The sequence below is a fragment of the Simplicispira suum genome, assembly GCF_003008595.1.
In the GTDB taxonomy this organism is placed as follows: Bacteria; Pseudomonadota; Gammaproteobacteria; order Burkholderiales; family Burkholderiaceae_C; genus Simplicispira; species Simplicispira suum.
Genome location: NZ_CP027669.1, coordinates 2,847,287 through 2,872,220 on the forward strand (window position 1 = coordinate 2,847,287; position 24,934 = coordinate 2,872,220).

Annotated in this window: 25 protein-coding genes and 1 tRNA gene; 19 read left to right on the plus strand and 7 right to left on the minus strand. The window is 59.0% G+C overall.

From position 1 onward, the window contains the following. Positions 1–15 precede the first annotated feature (15 nt). From C6571_RS13215 to C6571_RS13240, 6 genes are read right to left on the minus strand one after another with little or no spacing between them, the layout of a single operon-like run. A complete protein-coding gene (locus C6571_RS13215; protein ID WP_276329903.1) occupies positions 16–483 on the minus strand; it encodes a type IV pilin protein in 468 nt (155 codons plus the stop codon). Continuing rightward, on the minus strand, positions 480–3,839 hold the full coding sequence (locus tag C6571_RS13220) for a PilC/PilY family type IV pilus protein (RefSeq protein ID WP_106447089.1): 3,360 nt from the start codon (positions 3,837–3,839) through the stop codon (positions 480–482). Before C6571_RS13220 ends, C6571_RS13215 begins: the two co-directional genes overlap by 4 nt. Positions 3,840–3,853: 14 nt before the next feature. Then, positions 3,854–4,603 (minus strand): pilus assembly PilX family protein, encoded by a 750-nt coding sequence (locus C6571_RS13225; protein ID WP_106447090.1) that lies wholly within the window; start codon positions 4,601–4,603, stop codon positions 3,854–3,856. Positions 4,604–4,623: 20 nt separating this feature from the next. Then, the gene (locus C6571_RS13230) at positions 4,624–5,556 is read right to left on the minus strand and encodes a PilW family protein (protein WP_106447091.1); all 933 of its coding nucleotides are present in this window, start codon (positions 5,554–5,556) and stop codon (positions 4,624–4,626) included. A gap of 35 nt (positions 5,557–5,591) precedes the next feature. Continuing rightward, positions 5,592–6,215 carry a type IV pilus modification protein PilV gene (gene pilV, locus C6571_RS13235; protein ID WP_106447092.1) on the minus strand — a complete coding sequence of 208 codons (624 nt, stop codon included), beginning with the start codon at positions 6,213–6,215 and terminating at the stop codon, positions 5,592–5,594. After that, positions 6,206–6,781: a GspH/FimT family pseudopilin gene (locus C6571_RS13240; RefSeq protein WP_106447093.1), complete on the minus strand. Its 576-nt coding sequence runs from the start codon at positions 6,779–6,781 to the stop codon at positions 6,206–6,208. Before C6571_RS13240 ends, pilV begins: the two co-directional genes overlap by 10 nt. A gap of 196 nt (positions 6,782–6,977) precedes the next feature. On the opposite strand from C6571_RS13240, the gene C6571_RS13245 reads away from it, so the two are divergent. Continuing rightward, on the plus strand, positions 6,978–7,610 hold the full coding sequence (locus C6571_RS13245; RefSeq protein WP_245901282.1) for an IS110 family transposase: 633 nt from the start codon (positions 6,978–6,980) through the stop codon (positions 7,608–7,610). Positions 7,611–7,683: 73 nt separating this feature from the next. Here C6571_RS13245 and C6571_RS13250 read toward each other — a convergent pair whose 3' ends face one another. Beyond that, positions 7,684–7,980, minus strand: coding sequence for a hypothetical protein (locus C6571_RS13250; protein WP_106447094.1), 297 nt, complete (start codon positions 7,978–7,980; stop codon positions 7,684–7,686). Positions 7,981–8,221: 241 nt separating this feature from the next. On the opposite strand from C6571_RS13250, the gene rpsO reads away from it, so the two are divergent. The 18 genes from rpsO (at position 8,222) to nuoL (ending at position 24,927) form a co-directional block, all read left to right on the plus strand. Then, positions 8,222–8,488, plus strand: coding sequence for a 30S ribosomal protein S15 (gene rpsO, locus C6571_RS13255; protein ID WP_106447095.1), 267 nt, complete (start codon positions 8,222–8,224; stop codon positions 8,486–8,488). Positions 8,489–8,682: 194 nt separating this feature from the next. Beyond that, positions 8,683–10,944 carry a polyribonucleotide nucleotidyltransferase gene (gene pnp / locus C6571_RS13260; protein ID WP_106447096.1) on the plus strand — a complete coding sequence of 754 codons (2,262 nt, stop codon included), beginning with the start codon at positions 8,683–8,685 and terminating at the stop codon, positions 10,942–10,944. 93 nt (positions 10,945–11,037) lie between these two features. After that, positions 11,038–12,030, plus strand: coding sequence for an NAD(P)H-quinone oxidoreductase (locus C6571_RS13265; protein ID WP_106447097.1), 993 nt, complete (start codon positions 11,038–11,040; stop codon positions 12,028–12,030). After that, a complete protein-coding gene (tpiA, locus tag C6571_RS13270; protein ID WP_106447098.1) occupies positions 12,027–12,773 on the plus strand; it encodes a triose-phosphate isomerase in 747 nt (248 codons plus the stop codon). The genes C6571_RS13265 and tpiA overlap by 4 nt, the downstream gene beginning before the upstream one ends. 55 nt (positions 12,774–12,828) lie before the next feature. Further along, positions 12,829–13,224, plus strand: coding sequence for a preprotein translocase subunit SecG (gene secG / locus C6571_RS13275; protein WP_106447099.1), 396 nt, complete (start codon positions 12,829–12,831; stop codon positions 13,222–13,224). A gap of 112 nt (positions 13,225–13,336) precedes the next feature. Next, a tRNA-Leu gene (locus C6571_RS13280) sits at positions 13,337–13,421 on the plus strand. A 76-nt stretch (positions 13,422–13,497) separates the two neighbouring features. Next, complete coding sequence (locus C6571_RS13285) at positions 13,498–13,857, plus strand: NADH-quinone oxidoreductase subunit A (protein ID WP_106447100.1); 360 nt, start codon at positions 13,498–13,500, stop codon at positions 13,855–13,857. A 24-nt stretch (positions 13,858–13,881) separates the two neighbouring features. Beyond that, positions 13,882–14,361, plus strand: coding sequence for a NuoB/complex I 20 kDa subunit family protein (locus tag C6571_RS13290; protein ID WP_106447101.1), 480 nt, complete (start codon positions 13,882–13,884; stop codon positions 14,359–14,361). 10 nt (positions 14,362–14,371) lie between these two features. Next, on the plus strand, positions 14,372–14,980 hold the full coding sequence (locus C6571_RS13295; RefSeq protein ID WP_106447102.1) for an NADH-quinone oxidoreductase subunit C: 609 nt from the start codon (positions 14,372–14,374) through the stop codon (positions 14,978–14,980). Positions 14,981–15,010: 30 nt separating this feature from the next. Continuing rightward, a complete protein-coding gene (locus C6571_RS13300; RefSeq protein ID WP_106447103.1) occupies positions 15,011–16,264 on the plus strand; it encodes an NADH-quinone oxidoreductase subunit D in 1,254 nt (417 codons plus the stop codon). Beyond that, the gene (gene nuoE / locus C6571_RS13305; RefSeq protein WP_106447104.1) at positions 16,261–16,752 is read left to right on the plus strand and encodes an NADH-quinone oxidoreductase subunit NuoE; all 492 of its coding nucleotides are present in this window, start codon (positions 16,261–16,263) and stop codon (positions 16,750–16,752) included. The genes C6571_RS13300 and nuoE overlap by 4 nt, the downstream gene beginning before the upstream one ends. After that, on the plus strand, positions 16,749–18,101 hold the full coding sequence (nuoF, locus tag C6571_RS13310) for an NADH-quinone oxidoreductase subunit NuoF (protein WP_106447105.1): 1,353 nt from the start codon (positions 16,749–16,751) through the stop codon (positions 18,099–18,101). Before nuoE ends, nuoF begins: the two co-directional genes overlap by 4 nt. A 15-nt stretch (positions 18,102–18,116) precedes the next feature. Then, entirely contained in the window at positions 18,117–20,252 is a 2,136-nt protein-coding gene (gene nuoG / locus C6571_RS13315; protein ID WP_106447106.1) for an NADH-quinone oxidoreductase subunit NuoG, read from the plus strand. Next, entirely contained in the window at positions 20,249–21,325 is a 1,077-nt protein-coding gene (nuoH, locus tag C6571_RS13320) for an NADH-quinone oxidoreductase subunit NuoH (RefSeq protein ID WP_106447107.1), read from the plus strand. The genes nuoG and nuoH overlap by 4 nt, the downstream gene beginning before the upstream one ends. Before the next feature lie 14 nt (positions 21,326–21,339). Next, positions 21,340–21,849: an NADH-quinone oxidoreductase subunit NuoI gene (gene nuoI / locus C6571_RS13325; protein ID WP_106447108.1), complete on the plus strand. Its 510-nt coding sequence runs from the start codon at positions 21,340–21,342 to the stop codon at positions 21,847–21,849. Positions 21,850–21,892: 43 nt separating this feature from the next. Further along, complete coding sequence (locus tag C6571_RS13330) at positions 21,893–22,558, plus strand: NADH-quinone oxidoreductase subunit J (protein WP_106447109.1); 666 nt, start codon at positions 21,893–21,895, stop codon at positions 22,556–22,558. Next, the gene (gene nuoK, locus C6571_RS13335) at positions 22,555–22,863 is read left to right on the plus strand and encodes an NADH-quinone oxidoreductase subunit NuoK (RefSeq protein WP_106447110.1); all 309 of its coding nucleotides are present in this window, start codon (positions 22,555–22,557) and stop codon (positions 22,861–22,863) included. Before C6571_RS13330 ends, nuoK begins: the two co-directional genes overlap by 4 nt. 27 nt (positions 22,864–22,890) lie before the next feature. Continuing rightward, on the plus strand, positions 22,891–24,927 hold the full coding sequence (gene nuoL / locus C6571_RS13340) for an NADH-quinone oxidoreductase subunit L (RefSeq protein ID WP_106447111.1): 2,037 nt from the start codon (positions 22,891–22,893) through the stop codon (positions 24,925–24,927). Positions 24,928–24,934: the final 7 nt, after the last annotated feature.

Sequence of the window (24,934 nt, forward strand, 5' to 3'; positions counted from 1 at the left end):
ATGGTAGCGCAGGGGTTATTTGCCCCAGCACGTATCGTCGTAGCCAGAGTCAGTAGGTTTCTTACCGTTGGCTGTGCGAGCGCCTGTGTTGTCCAGGGTGTAGATGCCGCACTTGTCGCCGACCTGGGGGGTTCCAGCCTTCGGCGTGGCGCTCAATGTAAATGTCGTTCCATTGGACACCGCAGCAATGTCGTACCGACCCCCAGGCACCTTCGTCAAATTGGTCGGGAATTGGACCGTAAGCGGGTAGGTGCCACGCGCCGTGGCAGCCCGCTCCATCCATTGCGCGGCCTGCAATAGGCCGGCGCGGGCCTCCGCACGATGTCCGCGCCGAATAAATTCGGCATAGCTTGGGTACGCCACGGCAGCAAGAATGCCGACGATCGCTACCACGATCATCACCTCGATCAGCGTAAAGCCCTGCTGACGCTGGCGACCATGAGAAAAAGTTGTTGCACGCGACATGATGATGCCCAAGGTCATTGCAGTTGGCGCCAGCTGGGGCGCATGGGTTGTTCAGGCATGCGGGCGAGTTCGTCGGGCTTGCCGTCGCCGCCCGAAATCGTGATCTTATCCTTGCCTGCCACGACACTGACCGCGCCCGGAGGCAGCGTCATCCGCGATGCATCCTTGTCCGGGCCGCTGTTATAAAGACCATCGCCGTTGGTGTCCATCACCTGCACGCTTGGGCGCTTGCCGTCCATGATGTTCATCAGCGTGAGGTACTGCTTTTCCGGAGTACCCGCCGGTTCGCAAGATTCCTCCGTGCTGCCATTGCCACCGTAGGCGGGTGTCGTGGAGAACACCATCAGATTGTTGCTGGCGTCAAAGAAGTTGATCGGTTTGAGAACCCGTTCGCCGGTTACCTGGAAGTTGAAATACCAGCCCTTGTTCAGCGGTTTTGTCGTGTCGACATAGTTGACGGAATTTTGCGTCATCTGCCAGAACGTCCGTGCCGAGCTTTTGCCTTGGCCGGCGATCGCGCCACCGACGAGATCCTGCTGCACCAGATTGCTTGCTACAACAGCGGTTGGGATCGCGCCGCCACCGGTCGGGTTTGCGGCAGTCTTTGGAGCGGTGTTGGTATTGATGACGACATGGCCTGAGTCCAAACGGTATTTGGTGTTGTCCAACACAGAATACACGGACTGCACATCCGTACTGCTGCGATCGTTGTCGGTGAGATTAACGCCAGTCCCAAAGGCCACCATCATTCCACCGGCACCCCGGTCGTTGGGCTTGACGACTGGCGGGGCGGTAATGGCTTGGCGCTTGCCCAAATAGCTGGCGGTAAACAGAGGGGTGCAGATCGCCGTGGTGCATGGGGTCGTGCTCGCACTTCCCCAGACAGCAACCCCCCAGTTGGAAGCGGTAGCGCTCGTAAGATCGAACTTCCAGAGATTGCCCTTGAGGTCGCCAGCGTAGGCGATGTCTACCTTGCCGTCGCTGTCAATGTCGACCAGCCTGGGCGCCGAAAGACCATTGGCAATCACGTTGGCGTCTGTCGTCGGATTTACCGGCGTGCTCAGAACCTGGGAACCGGTAGCAACGATGCGTTTGAGCTCCCGAACTCCGTTGACCTTGTTGGTGTCGTCGAGATATTGGATCAGCAGAACGGGACGCTCGTTCTTGCTGTTGTAGCCATTTCCCATCACGACCGCCCAGCGGCCGTCGTTCATCAGCGCCACCTGGCTGGACTTGAATGGGTTGTTGTCGTCGACCACGGGGGCCGCAAAGATGTGGCCAATATCCTCGTCGTCGCTGGGCGAGGTCAAGGGTTCGCTGGGATGCAGCGTCCGGTCCAGCACGACCAGGCTGGCGGCGTTACCGGTGGTGAACGTCGACGCAACGCTGCCGTCCTTGCTGCCCGGCTGGGTCACATCGAGGATGAAATACCCCTTGCCACCTGCGCCCAGCGTTCCTACCAGCAAAGTGCGCCAATCGGACGGGTTTCCAACAGCCGCCACATTTGCATCGCCCGTGAACGGTGATCCATCGACAAAGTAACGATGCGAATAACCGGGATCGCTGAGTTTTTTCAGTTCAGGGATGACGGCCTTGGGAACGTAGGCGATCTGCTCTTGCCCGGTTTTGGCCGAAAACCCATGCAGCATGCCATCGTTGCCGCCCACGTAAATCATCGGCAGCCGGTCTCTATGCAAGGCGGAAAAGGCCTTGTATCCCGTGAAAAAGTAGTTGCTTGGCGGCGCGTCAACGTACCACACGTTGGAATTGACGATGTCGCCTTGCCGCGAGTCGCGAACGCGGAAGGGCAGCGTGCCGCCTTCCTTGGTGCGGTCCCCGCGCAGGAAATTGACTCGATCTTCGCCCAATCCATCGACATCGAGCAGCGCCTTCTGCGCGGCGCTGAAGGTGGCGCTGCCGCTGTCCCATTCAAAAGACACGCCTTTGTTTGGGACGTCGGTATTGGTAGTCAGGATGACGCGCGAATTGATATTGGCCGCGTCCAGCAGATTGGCCGTGGTATTGGGCGAACCGCCGCCCGTCGTTCCCCAATCCGTATTGGGGGTCACCGTGCCTTTCGTGTCCACATTGTTGGATTTCACATAGCCAGACCAGCGCTTCGGGTCGTAACCTGCCACGTACTCCTTTAGGTCCTTTCGAATATTGGTGCTGGCACTTCCAGCCATGCTCGCAACATCTGCCGTGTTCTGGAGGTTGATGTCCTCGACGATTTTTTGGAATGCCTCCTTCAGGCCATATTTACGCCCGGGGCCCGTTGGATAGAACTTGCCGCGGCTATTGATCGCCATATGCCACAGCTCGGCTGGATTATTGGAGTTGAGATTGCCGAACGTCGTTGGCGCCCAATCCGAAGTTCCTTGCACAAGTTTGGAATAGTCGCCGCCGGCACCATAATTGTCATCGTCCGCTGCAGACCATTTGGGTTCGCTGGGCCATTTATAGGCGCTTTGACCATAGCCAATCGTGTAGTGAACCACATGCTGCCAGGAGGCAGGGTCGTGTTTGGGGTTCCAATACCGCTGCAGTGCGACGGAACCGTAGGTCTCCGTGCTGGGAACGCCGTCCGTCGTGCTTGCCTTGAGATCGTCGGAGATGCCTGGCTGCAGGTCCTCCGCCCACATCCTCATCGCCCAATCTGCAAGAAGATTCTGCAGATTGTTCGATTTTCCACGATAAACGTTGGTCTGCGCTGACGAGGTACTGTAAACGACCCCGTCCGGCAAGGTGATGTCCGTATTGTCTCCGTTGCCGGGCAAAACGCTCGCGGAGTAGCCGTTCCACGCACCATCGGTAAGGAAAATGTGATACGCCCGGCGACATCCTAGGTACGGCGCTTCCTTGGTTCCCGGAGAATATGCCCACGGGCTGTCAATTCCTTTGCCCGTCTTCATGTAGTCGTAGGCCTGCTTCATCATCTTGTGCGAAGGAGTGCCGTTATTTGCTTTCAGGCCGGAAGCAAACGCGAGGAAGTTGGCGCGATGCGCAGTATCAAGCGCCTTCATCGAGTTGGTAGCACCTGCGCTCAGCGATCCGGCGCCAGGAGAACCTCCGTTGTTCCACATGGCCTGCCAGGCAAGGCGAATCTTCCCGTCAGGCAGCAGGAGCTTGTCGTTGAAGACGGTCCCCAATGCTTCGCTGAGACGGAAAATCTTCGATTTGCCGTCGCCTGCACTCTCGCTCATGCTTCCAGAATCGTCTACGGTCAGAATGACGTTGGGAGCCGGGGGAATGGCGACCAGCCCGGGAGGTAGTTTGGAGAGGTCCAGTGGGTCCGCAAACACCGGCTGACAGGCATAAATACCGGCAATCAGCGCTGCCAGGAGATTTCTTTGCAAGCTTAGTGATTCTTTCATTATTTTTTCTCCAGTCAGTTCTTGACCTTTTGGCGAACGAAGGTCGATTGCAACACCACCTGCGTGCTCGCCTTGAGCCCCCTCGCTACCGCGGTAATCCGATAGGCAATGCTGGGTTTCAGATTGAGAGCGAGATTGGTGGAGCCGTTGGTGATAAGGCCGGAGTTTCCAGCGTTGGGGTCGTACGGCATCACTTCGATCCAATACCAGCCCCCTCGGTCGGCCACAGTGCTCTTCAGAATGGGACTGCTGCCCGTGCTGACGGCCGTGCCGATCTCAGCGCCGGTGAACTGGCCGTAGCGCGCTCCCTCCGGAAGCATCGCGTCCAAGGTGGTTTTGTCGTTCCAAAAATCCTGGTTACCTGTCCGTTTGAGGCATAGGCCCTTGAAGCAGAATTTGGTCGCTGTTTTTTTCTCCAAAGTAGAGACGATGTCAGCAAATTCCTTGTCTTCGGTAGGAAACCAGACCAGCGCCGTCGCAGCGGGGCGGCATGTGTCCGCAGTAACGTTGGGGATGCTACGAACGCAGGCTGTGCCGTCCGGCCGCTCGCCACGGATGTCCAGCTCTGCGTCTTGGATGAGTGCCTGGGCCGCTTCAAATGCACGTTGGTAGTCGGCGTCGTTTCCCACCACCATTTCATTGAACAACGAGGTGCGCGCGCCCCACAGGGCGAGCAGCATCGACAGCATGACGAACACAATCACCACGAACAGCGAGATACCGCGCTGGCGTTTCGGTGATCGATGGCAAGGAGTGCGTCGCATGGGTGGTCTCTTTCGGTGGTTCAGCCGGCCAAACCCTGGCTGCGTAGCTGGAAGACGGAGCGAAAGGCCATGTGCAGGCGGTTCCTTCGCGCTCCCGCCAGCGAGGTCATGACGACTTTGTCGAAAAGGCCATTCCCATCGGCGTCGACGCATCCCGTGTAGTCACTGCCGGCAGGCATGTCGATGGGTTCATCGCCATACAGCACCAGACACACTTCCACGCCAAAGACGGTCGACCAATCTGTCGCCCCACCTGCGGGAATGGGCGGTACCCCCGCGGCACTTACGTACTGAATCGTCGGAAGACCGCTTTGCGCTGCAGCGCGATTTTGAATGAGATATCTGACTTGAAAATCAGCCACATTGCGGATCAGCGACTGCGGAACATTGTTCGACCCGGCGCAGCGAAGTTCACCCAAGACCGTGTCCAAAACGAACTGGCTTTGAATAATTGTCGATGAAGGTTGAGCGCCCAAGCAATCTCGAAAGAAAGAGACGGTGGCCCCGCCGGGAAAACTCGGTTCCTCGTAATTTTGAAACGCAAGGGAAAGTCTATATTCGCCAGCAGCTGGAGCATCCTTGCCACTGACTGCGGGTGTATTGGGCGGAACGGTTTCGGGGAGCGCGGAATATATTTCGGTATTCGGTGAAAATGCAACAAAATCTTCGATCAGAATGGGATCTCCAGGACTTTTGTTTGCCGCAAGATTCAGCTGCATTGAACCAGCCTGCCGAATCTGTTGTCCAAGGATTCGAAACGCATAGGATGCCTGCTGCTGTAATTGGCTCGCATCTGTGACCGTACCGGAAACGCCGCGCGATACCATCAAAGCGCCCGTTGCGACCGCAATGACGAGCAAGCCGACGGCGATGCCGACCATCAGCTCGACCAGTGTCATCCCTCTTGCGGGCGCGCTTCCAAATCGCGGCGGTGGACTGGGAAAAGAAGGCATGGTGGGTGGAGGTAGGTTGAGTGATCAGAGGCGGGTCAAAATGGGCAAAACACTGTCGGAGCGGCCACACCGCCCAGCAGATACGGGCTACACCGTGACGTCAACTGGATATATTGCAGATGGCAACTGCGGCCAGCTGGGCAGCTCGCTCCGGCGACGCCCGTGGCGTCCAGGTTAAACACATTTTTGTAGGCTGCGTTTTCTGCTGCCGTTCCGTCTGCGCGTTCGTTCTCGCGCCAACTCAAAAGAACGCCCAACTGCCGGTGATTGGTGGGCAGGGCCTCGTCGGCGACTTGGAATACGACGGCATCACCGAGCGGCAGCGCATCCACCACCGTTTGGCGCCAATTGCGAATGTCGGCCAGGGCCAAATTCTGCGCACTGCACGGATTGGTCTTGCAATTGGGCGGAGCGGGCTGGGGTCCGGCTGCGATTTCGTAGCTTGCAATATTGCCTAAGGCGTTGGGATTGACCTTCAGGCGTTCGCTGAGGTCCTCGATCAGTCGTATGGCCTGGGCACGGCGCACACCGGTCTGGGTATCGGCCAAGGTGCGCATTTGCACGCCAATAATGCCCAAAATGCCAAGCGCCACCACCACAATGGCCACCATCGATTCGATGAGCGCGAATCCACGCTCCATTTTATTTTTCAAGGGCATGAAACGGTATCCTTCGTCGTTTTGATACGACCGCCAGAGGTTACGCATAGAGCAGAAGCATGGCGCGAAGAACTGCCCAGCCCTTCAGGCGTGAACGAAAAGCTGGCAGCGCCCAAGCCATTTATCTGCCCCCACCTGTTAAGCGTGAAGAAAGCCGAGTTCCGCAGGTGGTTCACATTCACCCCTTGTTGTGCGGAGTAGGTTTGAAGAATCACATCCGGGTTGGCGCCGCCAGTATTCAATACGCCATTTTCATTCGTGTCGGTAAAAACAATCCAGCCGCACTTCCATTCCTGTGCCGTTCCCACCCCGCAGTTCTTTCGGACGGAAACCCGGCCTCCCCGCTTGATCGCCTCGGATCGCGCGTAGTAAATCGTGCTGGTGATTTCTTCGACTGCGCTGCGCACCCGCCAGCCGTCGATCAGATCTCGAAAGCTCGGTCCAGCTAACGCCGCCAAAATGGCCACAATGGCCACCACCACCATGAGTTCGATGGCGGTAAATCCTTGTTCGTGCGGGCGGTTTCGCGCTGCGACGGAATTGCGGAGATAAGGGCAGAGTGGCATTAGTGCATCCTAAGGGGGCAGGTTGTGGATGGTCGCGGTGCATGGACAAGCGGCCCTCGGGCGGCGACGAACGGCAGCTAGACATCATGGTCGCCGCCAGAAGGTAGGCGGCCGGTCTCCACCATCGTAGATTGCGTCCAAGGACGTAGCGCTACATGCTGTGACTTGCGTCGTCAGCAACACAAGGAGACCGACCATGAAAGAGCTTAGCAAGATTCATGTGGGCTTGGACGTCCACAAGGACAGCATCAGCATCGCAGCGGCCGAGTCCGGCCGAATGCCTGGGCGCCTGATAGGCAAGGTCACGCACGATGTGAACAAGCTGCTCAAAGTGCTGGCCAAGGTCGGCAACGCCGATCAATTGCACATCGTGTACGAGGCCGGGCCTACCGGCTTTGGCCTTCAGCGTGCCTTGCACAGCAGGGGCTACCTGTGCGAGATCATCGCCCCCTCGCAGATCCCGCGACGTCCAGGCGATCGAGTCAAGACCGACGGGCGTGACAGCGTTCAATTGGCCGAGTGCCCTCGAGCTGGCCAGATGAGCGCCGTATGGATTCCCGATCCAGAAGACGAAGCGATCCGTGACCTCTCGCGGGCACGCGAAGACGCGGTCAACAGCCGCGTCCAGGCCCGCCACCAACTCAAGGGCTTTCTCCTGCGTCACGACGTGCGCTACACCGGCAAGACCTCGTGGTGCGGCGCCTACTACCGCTGGCTAGGAGGCTGCCGGACTTGGAAATCGTCGGCTGTAAATCGACCGCAGCGGTCCCTTTTTTGGCTTCGCCGCTCTTCGAGAACACCGTCTTTTTGCCCCATAGCGGGGCTATGAGGCTGCAAATCCGGCAAAAACTGTCCTCGCTGGGGCCGATTTTCGCTTTCGACGCTCCAAGTCCGACAGCCTCCTAGCGGCGCGTAAACCCCTTGCACGCCCCTGCGTTGTGCATGCCCTTGCACTCGCGAAACAGCCTGCGCTCGCGTTCGGCGCGGGTTTCTTCGGAGGGGCTGGGGTGGTAGGTGGTTTTGGTGGCGCCCTTCTTCTGGCCGGCGCTGCTCGCAGCGGAATGGGTGTTTTTCTGGCTCTTGGCCAAGGCACTGCTCGGTGCCATGAATTCAGCGGCGCAGACAAGCGCCAAGAAGGCAGTGGCCGCGCGCAGCGGCCCGAATGTGCGGCGAGGTTTCAGCGACAACAGATGCGGCATGGGCGGCTCCTACAGGCAATCGGCTGGAAAAAACGGTCAGGTATCGTGCCTCTCCCTGCTGGGTTGAGAAATGCGCGCATTCCCTTACGCCGAGGCAGCGGTGTACAATTTGCGGGTTTTGCACGGTGCAAGACGCACGCAGGCAACCCTTCCAGCTGTCCGCGCAAGTAAAACCAGTGCCGCTGTGCGTTCGAGCTATCCGTTCGAGCTATTGCCGGCCATATTTCAGGAAACTCCCCCAATGATCGCATCCTCCATCAAGGCCGGGGTCGTCAAGGCCAATGCACGCGCCGCCAACGATACCGGTAGTCCAGAAGTGCAAGTAGCACTGCTGACGGCCCGCATCAATGAACTGATGCCTCACTTCAAACAGCACGCCAAGGACCACCACGGTCGCCGTGGCCTGCTGCGCATGGTGAGCCGCCGCCGCAAGCTGCTTGACTACCTTAAGGCCAAGGACGGCGAGCGCTATGTGGCGCTGATCGCGAAACTGGGCCTGCGCAAGTAAGCGGGCACCATGGAAAAACGCCTGGGTTAGCACGCTAGCTCAGGCGTTTTTTACTTTGCCGGCGGTCCTTGCAGATCGAAGCTGTGTCATTCCATTGAAGTTCCGCGTGCGGTTTCACTGGAATGGCATCGTGTTCTAAAGGGGCTCTGGCGCTTGCTGGTAGTGCGCTACCAGCTATATAAACAGGAGCAAACATGAGCATTTTCAACAAAGTCAGCAAGACGTTCCAATGGGGCGACAAAACAGTCGTCATGGAAACCGGCCAGATGGCCCGCCAGGCGTCTGGCGCGGTGCTGGTGAATATCGACGACACGGTGGTCCTGGCCACCGTAGTGGCTTCCAAGGGAGCCAAGCCGGGCCAGGATTTCTTCCCGCTCACGGTGGATTACATCGAGAAGACCTACGCCGCAGGCAAGATCCCCGGCAGCTTTTTCAAGCGCGAAGCCAAGCCCAGCGAGCACGAAACCCTGACCAGCCGCCTGATCGATCGCCCGATCCGCCCGCTGTTCCCCGAAGGCTTCTACAACGAAGTGCATGTGGTCATCCACACGGTGTCCTTGAACCCTGAAGTGGACGCCGACATTGCGGCACTGATTGCATCGAGCGCAGCGCTGGCGATCTCCGGCATTCCGTTCAACGGCCCGATTGGCGCGGCCCGCGTGGGCTACATCAACGGCGAATACGTGCTCAACCCCGGCCAGACGGCGCGCAAGAGCAGCCAGATGGACCTGATCGTTGCAGGCACCGAAGCCGCCGTGTTGATGGTCGAGTCCGAAGCGCAGCAACTGCCCGAAGACGTGATGCTGGGCGCTGTGGTGTTTGGCCACGAGCAGAGCCGCGTGGCGATCAACGCCATCCATGAACTCGTGCGCGATGCCGGCAAGCCCATGTGGGATTGGCAGGCGCCGGCCAAGGACGAGCCGCTGATCGCCAAGGTGTCCGCACTGGGCGAAGACAAGCTGCGCGCTGCCTACCAGAACCGCAACAAGCAGGTGCGTACGCACGCGTGCCGCGACGCCTATGCGGCGGTGAAGGCTGCGCTCAAGGAAGAAGGCGTTGAATTCGACGCCGTCAAGGTCGAGAGCATGCTGTTCGACATCGAAGCCAAGATCGTCCGCAGCCAGATTTTGTCGGGCGAGCCGCGCATCGACGGGCGCGACACGCGCACCGTGCGCCCCATCGAAATCAGCACCAGCGTGCTGCCCCGCACCCACGGGTCGGCGCTTTTCACGCGTGGCGAGACGCAGGCGCTAGTGGTGTCCACTCTGGGCACCGAGCGCGACGCGCAGCGCATTGACGCACTGATGGGCGAGTACGAAGACCGCTTCCTGTTCCACTACAACATGCCTCCCTTTGCCACCGGTGAGGTGGGCCGCATGGGCTCGACCAAGCGCCGCGAAATCGGCCACGGGCGCTTGGCCAAGCGTGCGCTGGTCGCCGTGCTGCCAAGCAAGGAAGAGTTCCCCTACACCATGCGCGTGGTGTCGGAAATCACCGAGTCCAACGGCTCGTCGTCGATGGCGTCGGTCTGCGGCGGCTGTCTGTCGCTGATGGACGCCGGCGTGCCCATGAAGGCGCATGTGGCCGGCATTGCCATGGGCCTGATCAAGGAAGACAACCGCTTTGCCGTGCTGACCGACATCCTGGGCGACGAAGATCACCTGGGCGACATGGACTTCAAGGTGGCGGGCACCACAGCCGGCATCACCGCGCTGCAAATGGACATCAAGATCCAGGGCATCACCAAGGAAATCATGCAGGTCGCACTGGCTCAGGCCAAGGAAGCGCGCATGCACATCCTGGGCGAGATGCAAAAGGCCATGGGCGAGGCCAAGCAAGAGGTCAGCAGCTTTGCACCCAAGCTCTACACCATGAAGATCAACCCCGAGAAGATTCGCGACGTGATCGGCAAGGGTGGATCGGTGATTCGTGCGCTGACCGAAGAAACCGGCTGCCAGATCAATATCGACGAGAGCGGCGTCATCACCATCGCGTCGACCGACGGCGAGCGCGCCGAAGAGGCCAAGCGCCGCATCGAGCAGATCACGGCGGAAGTCGAAATCGGCAAGGTCTACGAAGGCCCGGTCACCAAGATTCTCGACTTCGGCGCGCTGATCAATCTGCTGCCCGGCAAAGACGGTCTCCTGCACATCAGCCAGATCGCCCACGAGCGTGTTGAGCGCGTCAGCGACTACCTGCAGGAGGGCCAGATCGTCCGCGTCAAGGTGTTGGAAACTGACGAAAAAGGTCGCGTCAAGTTGTCGATGAAAGCACTGGCAGAACGCACTGGCGGCAGCGACCGTCCGGCGCCTGCCGAACGCGGCGATCGCCAAGAGCGTGGTGAACGCCAGGATCGCGGCGAGCGCCGTGATCGCGCCGAGCAGCCCGCGCGCGAAGCCGAGCAGCAACAGCAGCAGGCTTTGCCGCTGGGCGGCACATCGCAACACGAAGCGTAAGAGCAGTTTGATTACTATTGATTTGGTAGCTTCTAACGCTTATGGGATAAGCGCTAGAGGCCAGAATCATATGAAATTTAAAGCCTCTCCGCGATGCGTGTTGTAGAAATATCGTCCTTTGGCGCGCCCGACGTGTTGCGTCTGGCCGAGCGTCCCGTGCCCATGCCTGGCGCGGGTGAGGTGCTGGTGCGCGTATCGGCTAGCGGAGTGAACCGCCCCGATGTGCTGCAGCGCAAGGGCTACTACGCGCCGCCGCCGGGCGCATCCGATATACCGGGCCTGGAGCTGGCAGGCGTCATTGAGTCGGGTGATGCGGACGCCTTGGCGCGCGCCGGCTTGCAACTGGGCCAGCGTGTCTGCGCCCTGGTGGCGGGTGGCGCTTATGCGCAGTGGTGTGTGGTGCCGGTAGCGCAGTGTTTGCCGATTCCGGGGAGCTTGAGCGATATCGAAGCGGCTTCCTTGCCTGAGACATTTTTCACCGTCTGGAGCAATGTCTTCGACCGGGGCGGCCTGCAATCTGGCGAAACCTTGTTGGTCCAGGGTGGCGGCAGCGGTATCGGGGTGACGGCGATTCAGTTGGCGCGCGCCTTCGGCGCCACGGTCATCGTCACGGCCGGGTCCGATGAAAAGTGTGCGGTGTGTCTTTCGTTGGGCGCGCAGCACGCCATTAACTACCGTAGCCAGGACTTCGGTGCCGAGGTATTGCGCATCACCGAAGGGCGGGGCGCTGATGTGGTGCTCGACATGGTGGCAGGGGACTATGTGGCGCGCGAAGTGGCCTGCATGGCCGAAGACGGCCGGTTGGTGATCATCGCCGTGCAGGGCGGCACGAGCGCGCAATTCGATGCGGGCTTGGTGCTGCGCCGGCGCCTGGTGATTACGGGTTCGACGCTGCGCGCACGACCTGTGGCTTTCAAGGCCGCCATCGCGGATTCGCTGCGCAGCAAGGTTTGGCCACTATTCGCTGCGGGCAAGGTGGCACCGGTGGTGCATAGCACTTTCCCGGCGACGCAGGCGGCCGAGGCGCACGCACTGATGGAATCGAGCCAGCATGCAGGCAAGATCGTTTTGACGTGGGAACCATGAACAAAAAACTCATTGTTGGCAATTGGAAGATGAATGGCAGTTTGGCGGCCAATGAAGCATTGATTCAGGCTGTGCGGGCAGGTTTGCCTGCACAAGCGGCTTGCGATGTGGCTGTGGCTGTTCCGTCACCGTACCTGGCGCAGGTGCAGGGGCTGGTTGCCGGTAGTGGCATCGACGTTGCGGCGCAGGACGTGTCGCAGCAAGAAGTCGGTGCTTACACCGGGGAGGTGGCTGCATCCATGCTGCGCGATTTCGGCGTGCGTTATGTGCTGGTAGGCCATTCTGAACGGCGCCAGTTGCATGGTGAAAGTGACACTGCTGTGGCCGAGAAGGCGCAGCGCGCTCTGGCTGCAGGTTTGACCCCCATCGTCTGCGTCGGCGAAACACTGGCTGAGCGAGAAGCGGGCCAAACCGAAGCGGTGGTGCGGCGGCAACTGGCGGCCGTTATTCACCTCAACGGACGCTGCATCAGCGAGGTGGTGGTGGCTTACGAACCGGTCTGGGCAATTGGCACCGGCCGCACCGCCACGCCAGCGCAAGCGCAGGATGTACATGCTGCCTTGCGCGCGCAGCTGGCTGCGGCCAGCACCCATGCGTCGGCCATGCGCTTGCTCTACGGCGGCAGCATGAATGCAGCCAATGCAGCGCAGCTGCTGGCCGAACAGGATATCGATGGCGGCTTGGTCGGCGGTGCGTCGCTCAAGGCGCCCGATTTCCTGAGCATCATTGCCGCAGCACAATAGCTCAGGCTTGCCGAGCGTGCTGACCTTACACAAGAACAACCGGAGTGAATAGAGAATGAGTTTGCTTTTGAACGTAATTTTGACGGCCCAGATCCTGACAGCATTGATCATGGTTGGTCTGATCCTGATCCAGCACGGCAAGGGCGCCGACATGGGTGCGGCCTTCGGCAGCGGCAGTTCTGGCAGCCTGTTTGGCGCCAGCGGCAGTGCCAACTTCCTCTCGCGCAGTACGGCTGTGTTGGCGGCGGTTTTCTTTGCCTGCACTCTGGCGCTTGCGTACTTCGGCAATTTGCAACCGGTGAGCTCCGGCAGCGTGCTTGAGAATGCGGCCGTGGTGGCGCCGCCCGCAGCTGGCATTCCGACTGCGGACAGCTCGGCTCCAGGCAGTGCGGCCATTTCTCCGGCCCCTGTGGCGTCTGCTTCGGGCGCCGGAGAAATTCCGACCAAATAAAGGCCCCAAAAACTGCTCCTGTAGCTCAGGAGCAGGGTTTTTCCCGAGTAGAATTCGAGATTGTCTGGGAAGCCAAAACCGCTTGGTCCTCATGCCACTCAGACAAGACTTAGCCGTCGTGGTGAAATTGGTAGACACGCTATCTTGAGGGGGTAGTGGCGAAAGCTGTGCGAGTTCGAGTCTCGCCGACGGCACCAAACAAAACAGGTCTGCTTGCAATGACCATTGGCACATTGCAAATGCACAGGCCACAGCGGTGAGCGCATCCACAAGATGAACCTCGATCAGTATCTCCCCGTTCTTTTGTTCATCCTGGTGGGTATGGCGGTGGGCATTGTGCCGATTGCCTTGGGTTATATCCTGGGCCCCAACCGTCCGGATCCTGAGAAGAACTCCCCTTACGAGTGCGGCTTCGAAGCGTTCGAAGACGCACGCATGAAGTTTGATGTCCGCTATTACCTGGTGGCCATCCTTTTCATTCTTTTCGATCTCGAAATTGCATTTCTTTTTCCGTGGGCCGTTTCCCTTCATGAAGTGGGTTTGACGGGCTTTGTGGCGGTGTCCATCTTTCTGGCGGTGCTGGTGGTGGGTTTTGCCTACGAATGGAAAAAGGGCGCCCTGGATTGGGAATAGCCGCCTCGAACAAGGATTGACGCGATGATTGAAGGCGTAATGAAAGAAGGCTTTGTCACCACGAGCTACGACTCTGTGGTGAACTGGGCCAAGACCGGTTCGCTCTGGCCCATGACATTTGGTCTGGCCTGCTGCGCAGTCGAAATGATGCATGCTGCGGCTGCGCGTTATGACCTTGGTCGCTTTGGCGCAGAAGTGTTTCGTGCCAGCCCGCGCCAGTCCGACCTCATGATCGTCGCCGGCACGCTGTGCAACAAGATGGCGCCTGCACTGCGCAAGGTCTACGACCAGATGAGCGAGCCGCGTTGGGTGATTTCCATGGGCTCGTGCGCCAACGGCGGCGGTTACTACCACTACAGCTACTCCGTCGTGCGTGGCTGCGACCGCATTGTTCCTGTGGATGTGTATGTGCCGGGCTGTCCGCCTACGGCCGAGGCCCTGATCTACGGGATTATTCAGTTGCAGCAGAAAATCCGCCGCACTAACACCATTGCACGCGTCTGAGGGCTTTTCAATGACATCTGTTGCTGTACGCCCCGAGGCTGTTCGTGACGCCATCGCCCTGACGCTGGGCGATGCGGCGCGCGACGTGCACGTGTTGCTTGGCGAGGTGATTGCCGTGGTGCCTGCGGCGCGCTACCACGAGGCCATGAAGCTGCTGCGCGATGCGCCGGTTTGCCGTTTCGAGCAATTGGTGGATTTGTGTGGCATGGATCATTCCACCTATGGCGACGTTGGCGCCGAGGGTGCGCGCTACAGCGTGGTTTCGCACTTGCTGTCGGTGAGCCTCAACCAGCGCGTACGCGTCAAGGTGTTTTGTCCGGACGACGACTTTCCCGTTGTCGATTCGGTGACCGATCTTTGGAAGTCCGCAGAGTGGTATGAGCGCGAAGCCTTCGACTTGTTTGGCGTGGTGTTTGATGGTCATGGCGATTTGCGCCGCATCCTGACGGACTATGGCTTTATCGGGCATCCGTTCCGCAAAGACTTTCCCTTGTCGGGCCACGTCGAAATGCGCTATGACGCCGATCAGCGCCGAGTCATCTATGAACCGGTGACGATCGAGCCGCGCGAAGTGACGCCTCGCATCATCCGCGAAGACAAATACGGAGGCCTTCACTGAGGTCTCTTTGAGGCACGGTTACGCAAAGCCATGGCTGAAATCAAGAACTATTCCCTGAACCTGGGTCCGCAGCATCCGGCCGCGCACGGCGTGTTGCGTCTGGTGCTCGAACTCGATGGCGAAGTCGTCCAGCGCGCCGATCCGCACATTGGGCTGTTGCACCGCGCCACCGAAAAGTTGGCCGAGCACAAGACCTATATCCAGTCGCTGCCTTACATGGATCGACTCGATTACGTCTCAATGATGTGCAATGAGCATGCGTACTGCCTGGCCATCGAGAAGCTGCTGGGCGTCGCGGTCCCCTTGCGCGCGCAGTACATCCGCGTGATGTTCTCGGAAATCACGCGCTTGATGAACCACCTGATGTGGCTCGGGTCGCACGGCAACGATTGCGGCAGTTCGACCGTCCTGATCTATACCTTCCGCGAACGTGAAGACCTGTTCGACATGTACGAAGCCGTGTCCGGCGCACGCATGCATGCGGCCTATTTTCGTCCTGGCGGTGTCTACCGTGACCTGCCTGACAGCATGCCGCAGTACAAGGCCAGCAAGGTGCGCAACGCCAAGTCGCTGGAGGCGCGCAACCAGAACCGCCAGGGCTCATTGCTTGATTTCATTGAAGATTTCACGCAGCGGTTCCCCAAGTGCGTCGACGAGTACGAAGTTCTGCTCACCGACAACCGCATCTGGAAACAGCGCACGGTGGGCGTTGGTGTCGTCTCTGCGGAGCGGGCGCTGAACCTGGGTATGACTGGCCCCATGCTGCGTGGATCCGGCGTGGTCTGGGATTTGCGCAAGACGCAGCCCTACGAGGTCTATGACCGCATGGAGTTCGATGTGCCGGTGGGTGTCACGGGCGACTGCTACGACCGCTACCTGGTGCGTGTGCAGGAAATGCGTGAATCCAATCGCATCATCAAGCAGTGCGTTGACTGGCTGCGCAAGAACCCCGGGCCAGTGATTACCGACAACCACAAGATTGCGCCCCCCAGCCGTGAGTTGATGAAGACCGGCATGGAAGATCTGATTCACCATTTCAAGCTGTTCACCGAAGGCATGCATGTGCCGGAGGGAGAGGCTTACGCTGCTGTGGAGCACCCCAAGGGAGAGTTCGGTATCTATCTGGTGAGTGATGGTGCCAACAAGCCGTACCGCCTGAAGATCCGGGCGCCCGGATATCCGCATCTGGCTGCCATGGACGAGCTAGCGCGCGGTCACATGATCGCAGACGTGGTGGCCATTATCGGCACCATGGACATCGTGTTCGGAGAAATTGACCGATGATTTCTGAAACGACCCTTGCGCGCTTTGAGCGCGAAGTAGCCAAATACCCCGCCGAGCAAAGGCAATCGGCTGTGATGGCCTGTATGGCCATCGTGCAGCAGGAGCAGGGCTTTATCAGTGAAGAGAGCGAGGCCGAGCTGGCTGCCTATCTCGGTATGCCGCAGATTGCCGTGCACGAGGTGACGACCTTCTACAACATGTACAACCAGGCGCCGGTGGGCAAGTACAAGCTCAATGTCTGTACCAACCTACCGTGCCTGCTGCGCGACGGCGGCAAGGCGCTTGAATATCTTGAGAAGAAGCTGGGCATCCCTATGGGCGGCACCACGTCGGACGGCATGTTCACGCTGCAACAGTGCGAATGCCTGGGAGCTTGCGCTGATGCGCCAGTGATACTCGTCAATGACCGCTCCATGTGCAGTTTCATGTCAGACGACAAGCTCGACCAATTGGTCGACAGCCTGCGTTCTGCCGAGGGGCAAGCATGAAGCCAGCACAAGTTCTTTCGCAATTTCAGGCGGCGGGCCTCGAAACCTGTTTTCATGGGCGCCATATCGATCCGCAAATCTATGCAGACCTCGACGGCTCCAACTGGGGCATTGACGCCTACATTCAACGTGGTGGTTACCAGGCAGTGCGCACCATGCTGGGCGCCGATGGCTCTGCTGCGTTGACACCCGACCAGGTGATCGCGACGGTCAAGGAGTCGGGCTTGCGTGGACGCGGCGGCGCCGGCTTTCCTACGGGGCTCAAATGGAGCTTCATGCCACGCCAGTTCCCCGGCCAGAAGTATCTTGTGTGCAATTCGGACGAGGGTGAGCCTGGGACCTGCAAGGACCGCGACATCCTGATGTACAACCCCCACAGCGTGATCGAGGGCATGATCATCGGGGCCTACGCGATGGGCATCAGCGTGGGCTACAACTACATCCACGGTGAGATCTTTAAGGCGTACGAGCGGTTCGAGGTTGCTCTCGAGGAGGCGCGACGCGCTGGCTACCTGGGATCAAAGTTGTTGGGCAGCGACTTCAGTTTCGAGCTCTATGCGCACCACGGATTTGGCGCCTATATCTGCGGTGAAGAGACGGCCTTGCTCGAATCGCTGGAAGGCAAGAAGGGGCAGCCCCGGTTCAAGCCACCGTTTCCGGCCAGCTTTGGTCTCTACGGCAAGCCGACCACCATCAACAACACCGAGACGTTTGCCGCCGTGCCGTGGATCATCCGCAACGGTGGCGCGGCATACCTTGCTTGTGGCAAGCCCAACAACGGAGGCACCAAAATTTACTCGGTATCGGGCGATGTGGAGCTGCCCGGCAACTACGAGGTGCCCATGGGCACGCCATTTCCTAAGCTCTTGGAGCTTGCGGGAGGCGTACGCAAGGGGCGCAAGCTCAAGGCTGTAATTCCGGGGGGGTCATCATCGCCCGTGTTGCCAGCTTCCATCATGATGGAATGCACGCTTGACTACGACTCCATCTCCAAAGCCGGCTCCATGCTGGGCTCAGGCGCAGTCATCGTGATGGACGACAGCCGGTGCATGGTGGAATCGCTCAAGCGGCTGTCGTATTTCTACATGCACGAGTCCTGTGGACAGTGCACGCCGTGCCGTGAGGGTACGGGTTGGTTGTGGCGTCTGGTCGACCGTATTCACCGTGGCGAAGGCAGGTGGGCGGATATGGACGTGCTCGACGACGTGGCAGCCAACATCATGGGACGCACCATTTGCGCTCTGGGAGATGCCGCAGCCATGCCTGTGCGCGCCATGCTCAAGCATTTCCGTCATGAATTCGAAGCGATGATTCCCAAGACGAATCCGCGTACCTCGGCTTCGGCCTGATCGCGAGTAAAGCATATGGTTGAAATTGAACTCGACGGAAAAAAGGTAGAGATCGCCGAAGGCAGCATGGTGATGCATGCGGCCGAGAAGGCGGGGACCTACATCCCGCATTTCTGTTATCACAAGAAGCTCACGATTGCCGCCAACTGCCGCATGTGTCTGGTGGACATCGAAAAGTCCCCCAAGCCCATGCCTGCCTGCTGCACACCGGTCACACAAGGCATGGTGGTGCGCACCAAGAGCGACAAGGCCCTCAAGGCACAGAAATCCGTCATGGAGTTTCTGCTTATCAACCATCCCTTGGACTGCCCGATCTGCGATCAGGGCGGTGAATGCCAGTTGCAGGATTTGGCGGTGGGTTATGGCGCTTCGGCCTCGCGCTATGAGGAAGAAAAGCGTGTCGTTCTGCACAAAGACGTAGGCCCCTTGATCTCCATGGAGGAGATGACCCGTTGCATCCACTGCACGCGCTGCATCCGCTTTGGCCAAGAGGTGGGCGGCATCATGGAGCTGGGCATGATCAATCGAGGTGAGTACGCCGAGATCACCACCGTGGCGGGCGACACCATCGATTCTGAACTCTCGGGCAACATGATCGACATTTGCCCGGTGGGGGCCCTCACCAGCAAGCCCTTTCGCTACAGCGCCCGCACCTGGGAGCTCTCCCGCCGCAAGTCCGTCAGCCCGCACGACTCTACGGGTGCGAACCTCATCGTTCAGGTGAAGAACCACCGTGTCATGCGCGTTCTTCCGTTTGAGAATGAGGACGTCAACGAATGCTGGATCGCTGACCGCGATCGCTTTTCCTACGAAGCGCTGACAGGGCCCGATCGACTGGAGCATCCCATGCTCAAGCAGGGCGGCGAGTGGCGGGAAGTCGACTGGCAGACGGCGCTCGAATACGTAGCTAACGGTTTGCAGGATATCGATGCGGAACACGGCAGCGCAAGCATTGGCGCGCTGGTCAGTCCGCACAGCACCCTGGAAGAGCTGTATTTGGCGGGTGCCTTGGTGCGCGGAATGGGCAGCGGCAACATCGATTACCGCTTGCGCAACGCAGAATTTGAAGACGCGCCGGGTGTGCGCTGGTTAGGGCAATCCATTGCGTCGCTCGCAACGCTTGACTCGGTGCTGGTGCTCGGCTCCAACGTTCGCAAGGATCATCCCTTGTTTGCACAGCGCATCCGCCAAGCCCAGCGCAAAGGCGCAGTGGTAAGTTCGATCAACTCAGTGCAGCCCGACTGGGCCATGCCGGTAGCCCACGTTATGGTGGCTCCCGCGTCGGACTGGTTGCGCGCTCTGGCCGAAGTCGCTGCTGCGCTCGGGCAGTCGAACGCAGTGTCTGCACCGGTTAGCGGGATAGAGCCGAGTGCTGCAGCAGCCGACATCGCCAAGGCCTTGTTGCGGGGCGAGCAGAAGGCCATTTTGCTGGGCAACGCTGCCGCCCACCACAGCCAGGCGTCGAAACTGCTGGCGCTGTGCAACTGGATCGGTGCGCAGACCGGCGCAAGCGTTGGCTACCTCACTGAAGCGGCCAACACCGTCGGTGCGCAGTGGGTGAAGGCGGTGCCGAATGCTGGGGCTCTGAATGCCGCGCAGATGCTTTCGGGATCGCTCAAGGGCGTACTGCTGCTCAACACCGAACCGGTCTTTGACTCGGCGGCAGGCGAGGGCGCTGCGAGCGCATTGGCAGCGGCTGACATGGTAGTGACGCTCAGCCCGTTCAAGACCAATATGGATTTCAGCGATGTGCTGCTGCCCATCGCTCCATTTACGGAAACCTCCGGCAGTTTTGTGAATGCGGAGGCGCGCTTGCAAAGCTTCAATGCCGTTGTCCGCCCTTTGGGCGAAACGCGGCCCGCTTGGAAGGTGCTGCGCGTGCTTGCCAATCTGATGGAAATTCCCGGTTTTGAATTTGAGTCTTCACAAGACGTGCTGAGCCAGATTGCCGGAGCGGGGGGTGCCGCGACCGGGATCCCAACCGCGTTACTGAGCAATCACAGCGAGGCACTCGTCTCCGACGTGAGCGGTATTTCCGACGAAGCACCCGTGTCTGCTGCCATCTACCAGCTCGATAGCTTGGTGCGGCGCTCACCGTCGTTGCAGGCGACGCGGGACGGTCGAGCTGCGGCCAGGGAGGTGCAGCCATGATCGACGCGCTGTACAACGGGGGGCTGCATTTGCTGGACCAGGCTTGGTGGACAGGTGCTGGTTGGCCGGTGCTCTGGATTTTGATCAAGATTGTGGTCATCGTGCTGCCTTTAATGGGCGCAGTGGCCTATCTCACGCTCTGGGAGCGCAAGCTGCTCGGCTTCATGCAGGTGCGCCACGGCCCCAATCGCGTCGGGCCGCTGGGCTTGTTGCAGCCGATTGCTGACGCCTTGAAGCTGCTCACCAAGGAAATCATCCAGCCATCGGCGGCCTCCAAGGGTCTGTTTGTGCTGGGGCCAGTGATGGCCATCATGCCGGCACTGGCCGCCTGGGTGGTCATTCCTTTCGGGCCCGAGGTGGCGCTTAGCAATATCAACGCCGGGCTGCTGCTGCTGATGGCAATCACCTCCATCGAGGTGTATGGCGTGATCATCGCTGGCTGGGCTTCCAACTCGAAATACGCCTTTTTGGGTGCCATGCGCGCTTCGGCCCAAATGGTGAGCTATGAAATTGCCATGGGTTTCTGCTTTCTGGTGGTGATCATGGTGTCGGGCAGCATGAACCTCACCGAAGTCGTACTGGGCCAGGGGCGCGGCGCCATGGCGGCAAACGGCCTTTCATTCCTATCGTGGAACTGGCTGCCGCTGCTGCCCATTTTTATCGTCTACCTTGTGTCGGCTGTTGCCGAAACCAATCGCCACCCGTTCGACGTGGTCGAAGGTGAAGCAGAAATTGTGGCCGGCCACATGGTGGAATATTCTGGTATGGGGTTTGCCATCTTCTTCCTCGCCGAATACGCGAGCATGTGGTTGGTGTCGATTCTCGCGGTCATCATGTTCTTGGGAGGCTGGCTCTCTCCGTTTGCGGCGCTGGACTTCATTCCTGGCTGGATCTGGCTCGGGATCAAGACTTTCCTCGTGGTATCCATGTTTATCTGGATCCGCGCCACCTTCCCGCGCTTTCGCTATGACCAGATCATGCGCTTGGGCTGGAAGATCTTCATTCCTGTCACGCTGGTGTGGCTGCTCGTGATCGCGGGCTGGCTACTCTCGCCCTGGAATATCTGGAAATAAGCGGAGAACCCCCCATGGCTGCCGTTGCTGCTGCATCTTTTTCCGTCAAGGATTTCTTCAAGAGCTTTTTGCTGGTGGAGCTGGTCAAGGGCATGGTCCTGACCGGGCGCTACGCGTTCCGACGCAAGGTGACCGTACAGTTCCCCGAAGAAAAGACACCCCTTTCACCTCGTTTTCGTGGCCTGCACGCACTGCGTCGCTACGAGAACGGGGAAGAGCGCTGCATTGCCTGCAAGCTGTGCGAGGCAGTTTGTCCTGCGGTGGCTATCACCATCGAGTCCGATATTCGTGACGATGGTTCGCGCCGTACCACCCGCTATGACATCGATTTGACGAAGTGCATTTTTTGCGGTTTCTGTGAGGAAAGCTGCCCCGTCGATTCCATCGTAGAAACACATATTCTTGAATACCACGGTGAAAAGCGTGGTGATCTGTATTTCACCAAGGACATGTTGCTGGCGGTCGGTGACCGCTACGAAACCGAGATTGCTGCTGCCCGAGCGGCAGACGCGCCTTACCGCTGAGCGGCAAGGCCCCTACGCGAGACTTCTTGAAAAGAACCGATTCATGGACGCCAAGACTGGTTTTTTCTATCTCTTCTCGGTGGTGCTGCTGTTTGCAGCCTTCCGGGTTATCACAGCACGAAATCCGGTGCATGCGATATTGCATCTGATGCTGGCTTTTTCGCAGGCTTCGGGCCTTTGGCTGCTGCTGAAGGCTGAGTTTTTGGCCATTGTGCTGGTGCTGATCTACCTGGGCGCCGTAATGGTGCTGTTTATGTTCGTAGTGATGATGCTGGACATTGACATGTCCGGCGTGCGCAAAGGGTTCTGGAAGCACTTTCCTCTGGCCGCTGCGATCGGCGCGGCCATTGCGCTGGAAATGGCTTTGGTGTTGATGGCAGGTTTTCGCGGCATGGACGAGCCCAAAGCCATGGCTAGCGCCGTGGATGCGGCGGGCCAGATTCTTCCGTTTTCCAATGCGAAGGCCTTGGGCCAGCTGATGTACACGGAGTACCTGCTTCCAGTGGAAATCGCTGCGGTGATTTTGCTCGTGGCCATGATTTCCGCCATTGCACTCACGCTGCGCAAGCGTAAGGACAGCAAGGCGATTGACCCATCGGAGCAGATTCGGGTGCGTGCGCAGGACCGCATGCGCATTGTCAAGCTCGCACCCACGATGCTGGCGCCCGAGCCCGAGGCATCAGCTGCAGCACCGGAGACAAAAGCATGAGCTTGACCTTGGGCCACTTCCTCTCGCTGGGTGCAATACTTTTTGCGCTTGCCGTCATCGGTATCTTTCTCAACCGCAAGAATCTGATCGTGCTGCTGATGTCCATCGAACTGATGCTGCTCGCGGTGAACATGAACTTCGTCGCTTTCTCGCACTATCTGGGCGATATGCACGGGCAGGTCTTTGTGTTTTTCATTCTCACGGTGGCAGCGGCCGAGTCGGCCATCGGTCTTGCCATCCTGGTGCTGTTGTTCCGCAACAAGTCCAACATCAATGCGGACGCGCTCGACACCCTGCAGGGTTGAGGCGACTTTAAGCCAAGGTTTCCCACAATGAGTCAAACCCTTTCTGCTTCCACGCTGCTGATCGTGCCGCTTGCACCGCTTGCAGGCGCGCTGCTGGCCGGCGTGCTTGGAACCACGTTCGGCGGTAACTGGATCGGCCGACGCATGAGCCACACGCTCACCATTCTGGGTGTGCTCGTCGCCTTCGTGATTTCGGCCATGACGCTCAAGAGCGTGGCCGTCGATGGCGCCCGTTTTAACGAGAGTATCTACACTTGGATGGAGGTGGGCGGATTGAAAATGGAGGTGGGCTTTCTGATCGACAGCCTGACCGCCATGATGATGTGCGTCGTCACCTTCGTCTCGCTGATGGTTCACATCTACACCATCGGATACATGGAGGAGGACGAAGGCTACAACCGGTTCTTCGCCTACATCTCGCTGTTTACTTTCTCCATGCTGATGCTTGTCATGAGCAACAATATGCTGCAGCTCTTTTTCGGCTGGGAGGCCGTGGGCTTGGTGTCTTATCTGTTGATCGGTTTTTGGTACAACAAGCCGTCGGCGATTTTCGCCAACATGAAGGCTTTTATGGTGAACCGCGTGGGTGACTTCGGTTTCATCCTGGGTATCGGACTGATTGCTGCGTACGCCAATACGCTGAACTACGGCGAGGTATTTGCCAAGGCGGGTGAACTCGGCGCCTTGTCTTTTCCCGGAACGTCCTGGATGCTGATTACCGTTATCTGCATCTGTCTGTTCATCGGAGCCATGGGCAAGAGCGCGCAGTTTCCGCTGCACGTGTGGTTGCCAGACTCGATGGAAGGCCCAACGCCCATTTCGGCCTTGATCCACGCAGCCACCATGGTCACGGCAGGCATCTTCATGGTGGCGCGCATGTCGCCGCTTTTTGAGCTGTCTGACGCGGCCTTGAACTTCATTCTGATCATTGGGGCCATCACGGCGCTGTTCATGGGTTTTCTGGGAATCATCCAGAACGACATCAAGCGCGTCATCGCCTATTCGACCTTGTCGCAGCTGGGTTACATGACGGTAGCGCTCGGTGCATCGGCCTACTCTGTGGCCGTGTTCCATTTGATGACCCATGCCTTCTTCAAGGCATTGTTGTTCCTGGCTGCAGGCTCCGTAATTATCGGGATGCACCACAACCAGGATATTCGCTGGATGGGCGCGGTGCGCAAATACATGCCCATTACCTGGATCACATTTCTACTGGGTTCCCTGGCCCTGATTGGCACGCCGCTGTTCGCTGGTTTTTACTCCAAGGACAGCATCATTGAAGCAGTGCACGCGAGCACGCTGCCTGCAGCGGGGTTTGCTAGCTTTGCCGTGCTGGCCGGTGTTTTTGTCACGGCCTTTTATTCGTTCCGTCTGTATTTCCTGGTGTTCCACGGCAAGGAGCGCTTCGATCAGAATCCAGATGCGCACCACCACGCTGCAGACGAAGAGCCCGATCCGCACGGACACCATGGTGATCACAGCAAACCGCACGAGACGCCTTGGGTGGTCACGGTGCCTTTGGTGCTGTTGGCCATTCCCTCGGTCGTCATTGGCTTCCTCACCATTGGTCCGATGTTGTTCGGTGACTTTTTCAAGGATGTCATCGTTGTCGACGCCGCGCGGCACCCGGCGATGGCAGAACTGGCAGAGGCTTTCCATGGTCCGGTGGCCATGGCATTGCATGGTTTGACGGCAGCACCGTTCTGGCTGGCCCTTGCTGGTGTGGCGGCGTCGTACTACATGTACCTTGTCAATCCGGCGCTTCCGGCATCCATCAAGCGCATATTCCAGCCGATCTATACGCTGCTGGAGAACAAGTATTACCTTGACTGGATCAACGAGAACGTTCTGGCGCGCGCAACGCGTGGCCTCGGCGTAGCTCTGTGGAAGGGCGGTGATCAGGCAGTGATCGACGGTGCGTTGGTGAATGGTTCCTGGAAGCTCGTGGGCTGGGTTGCGGGTGTGGTGCGACGCGTTCAGACAGGTTACGTCTATCACTACGCGCTGGTCATGATTCTGGGAATCTTCGTGCTCATGACGTATTTCGTATGGCTCAACAAGTAGGGGAAAA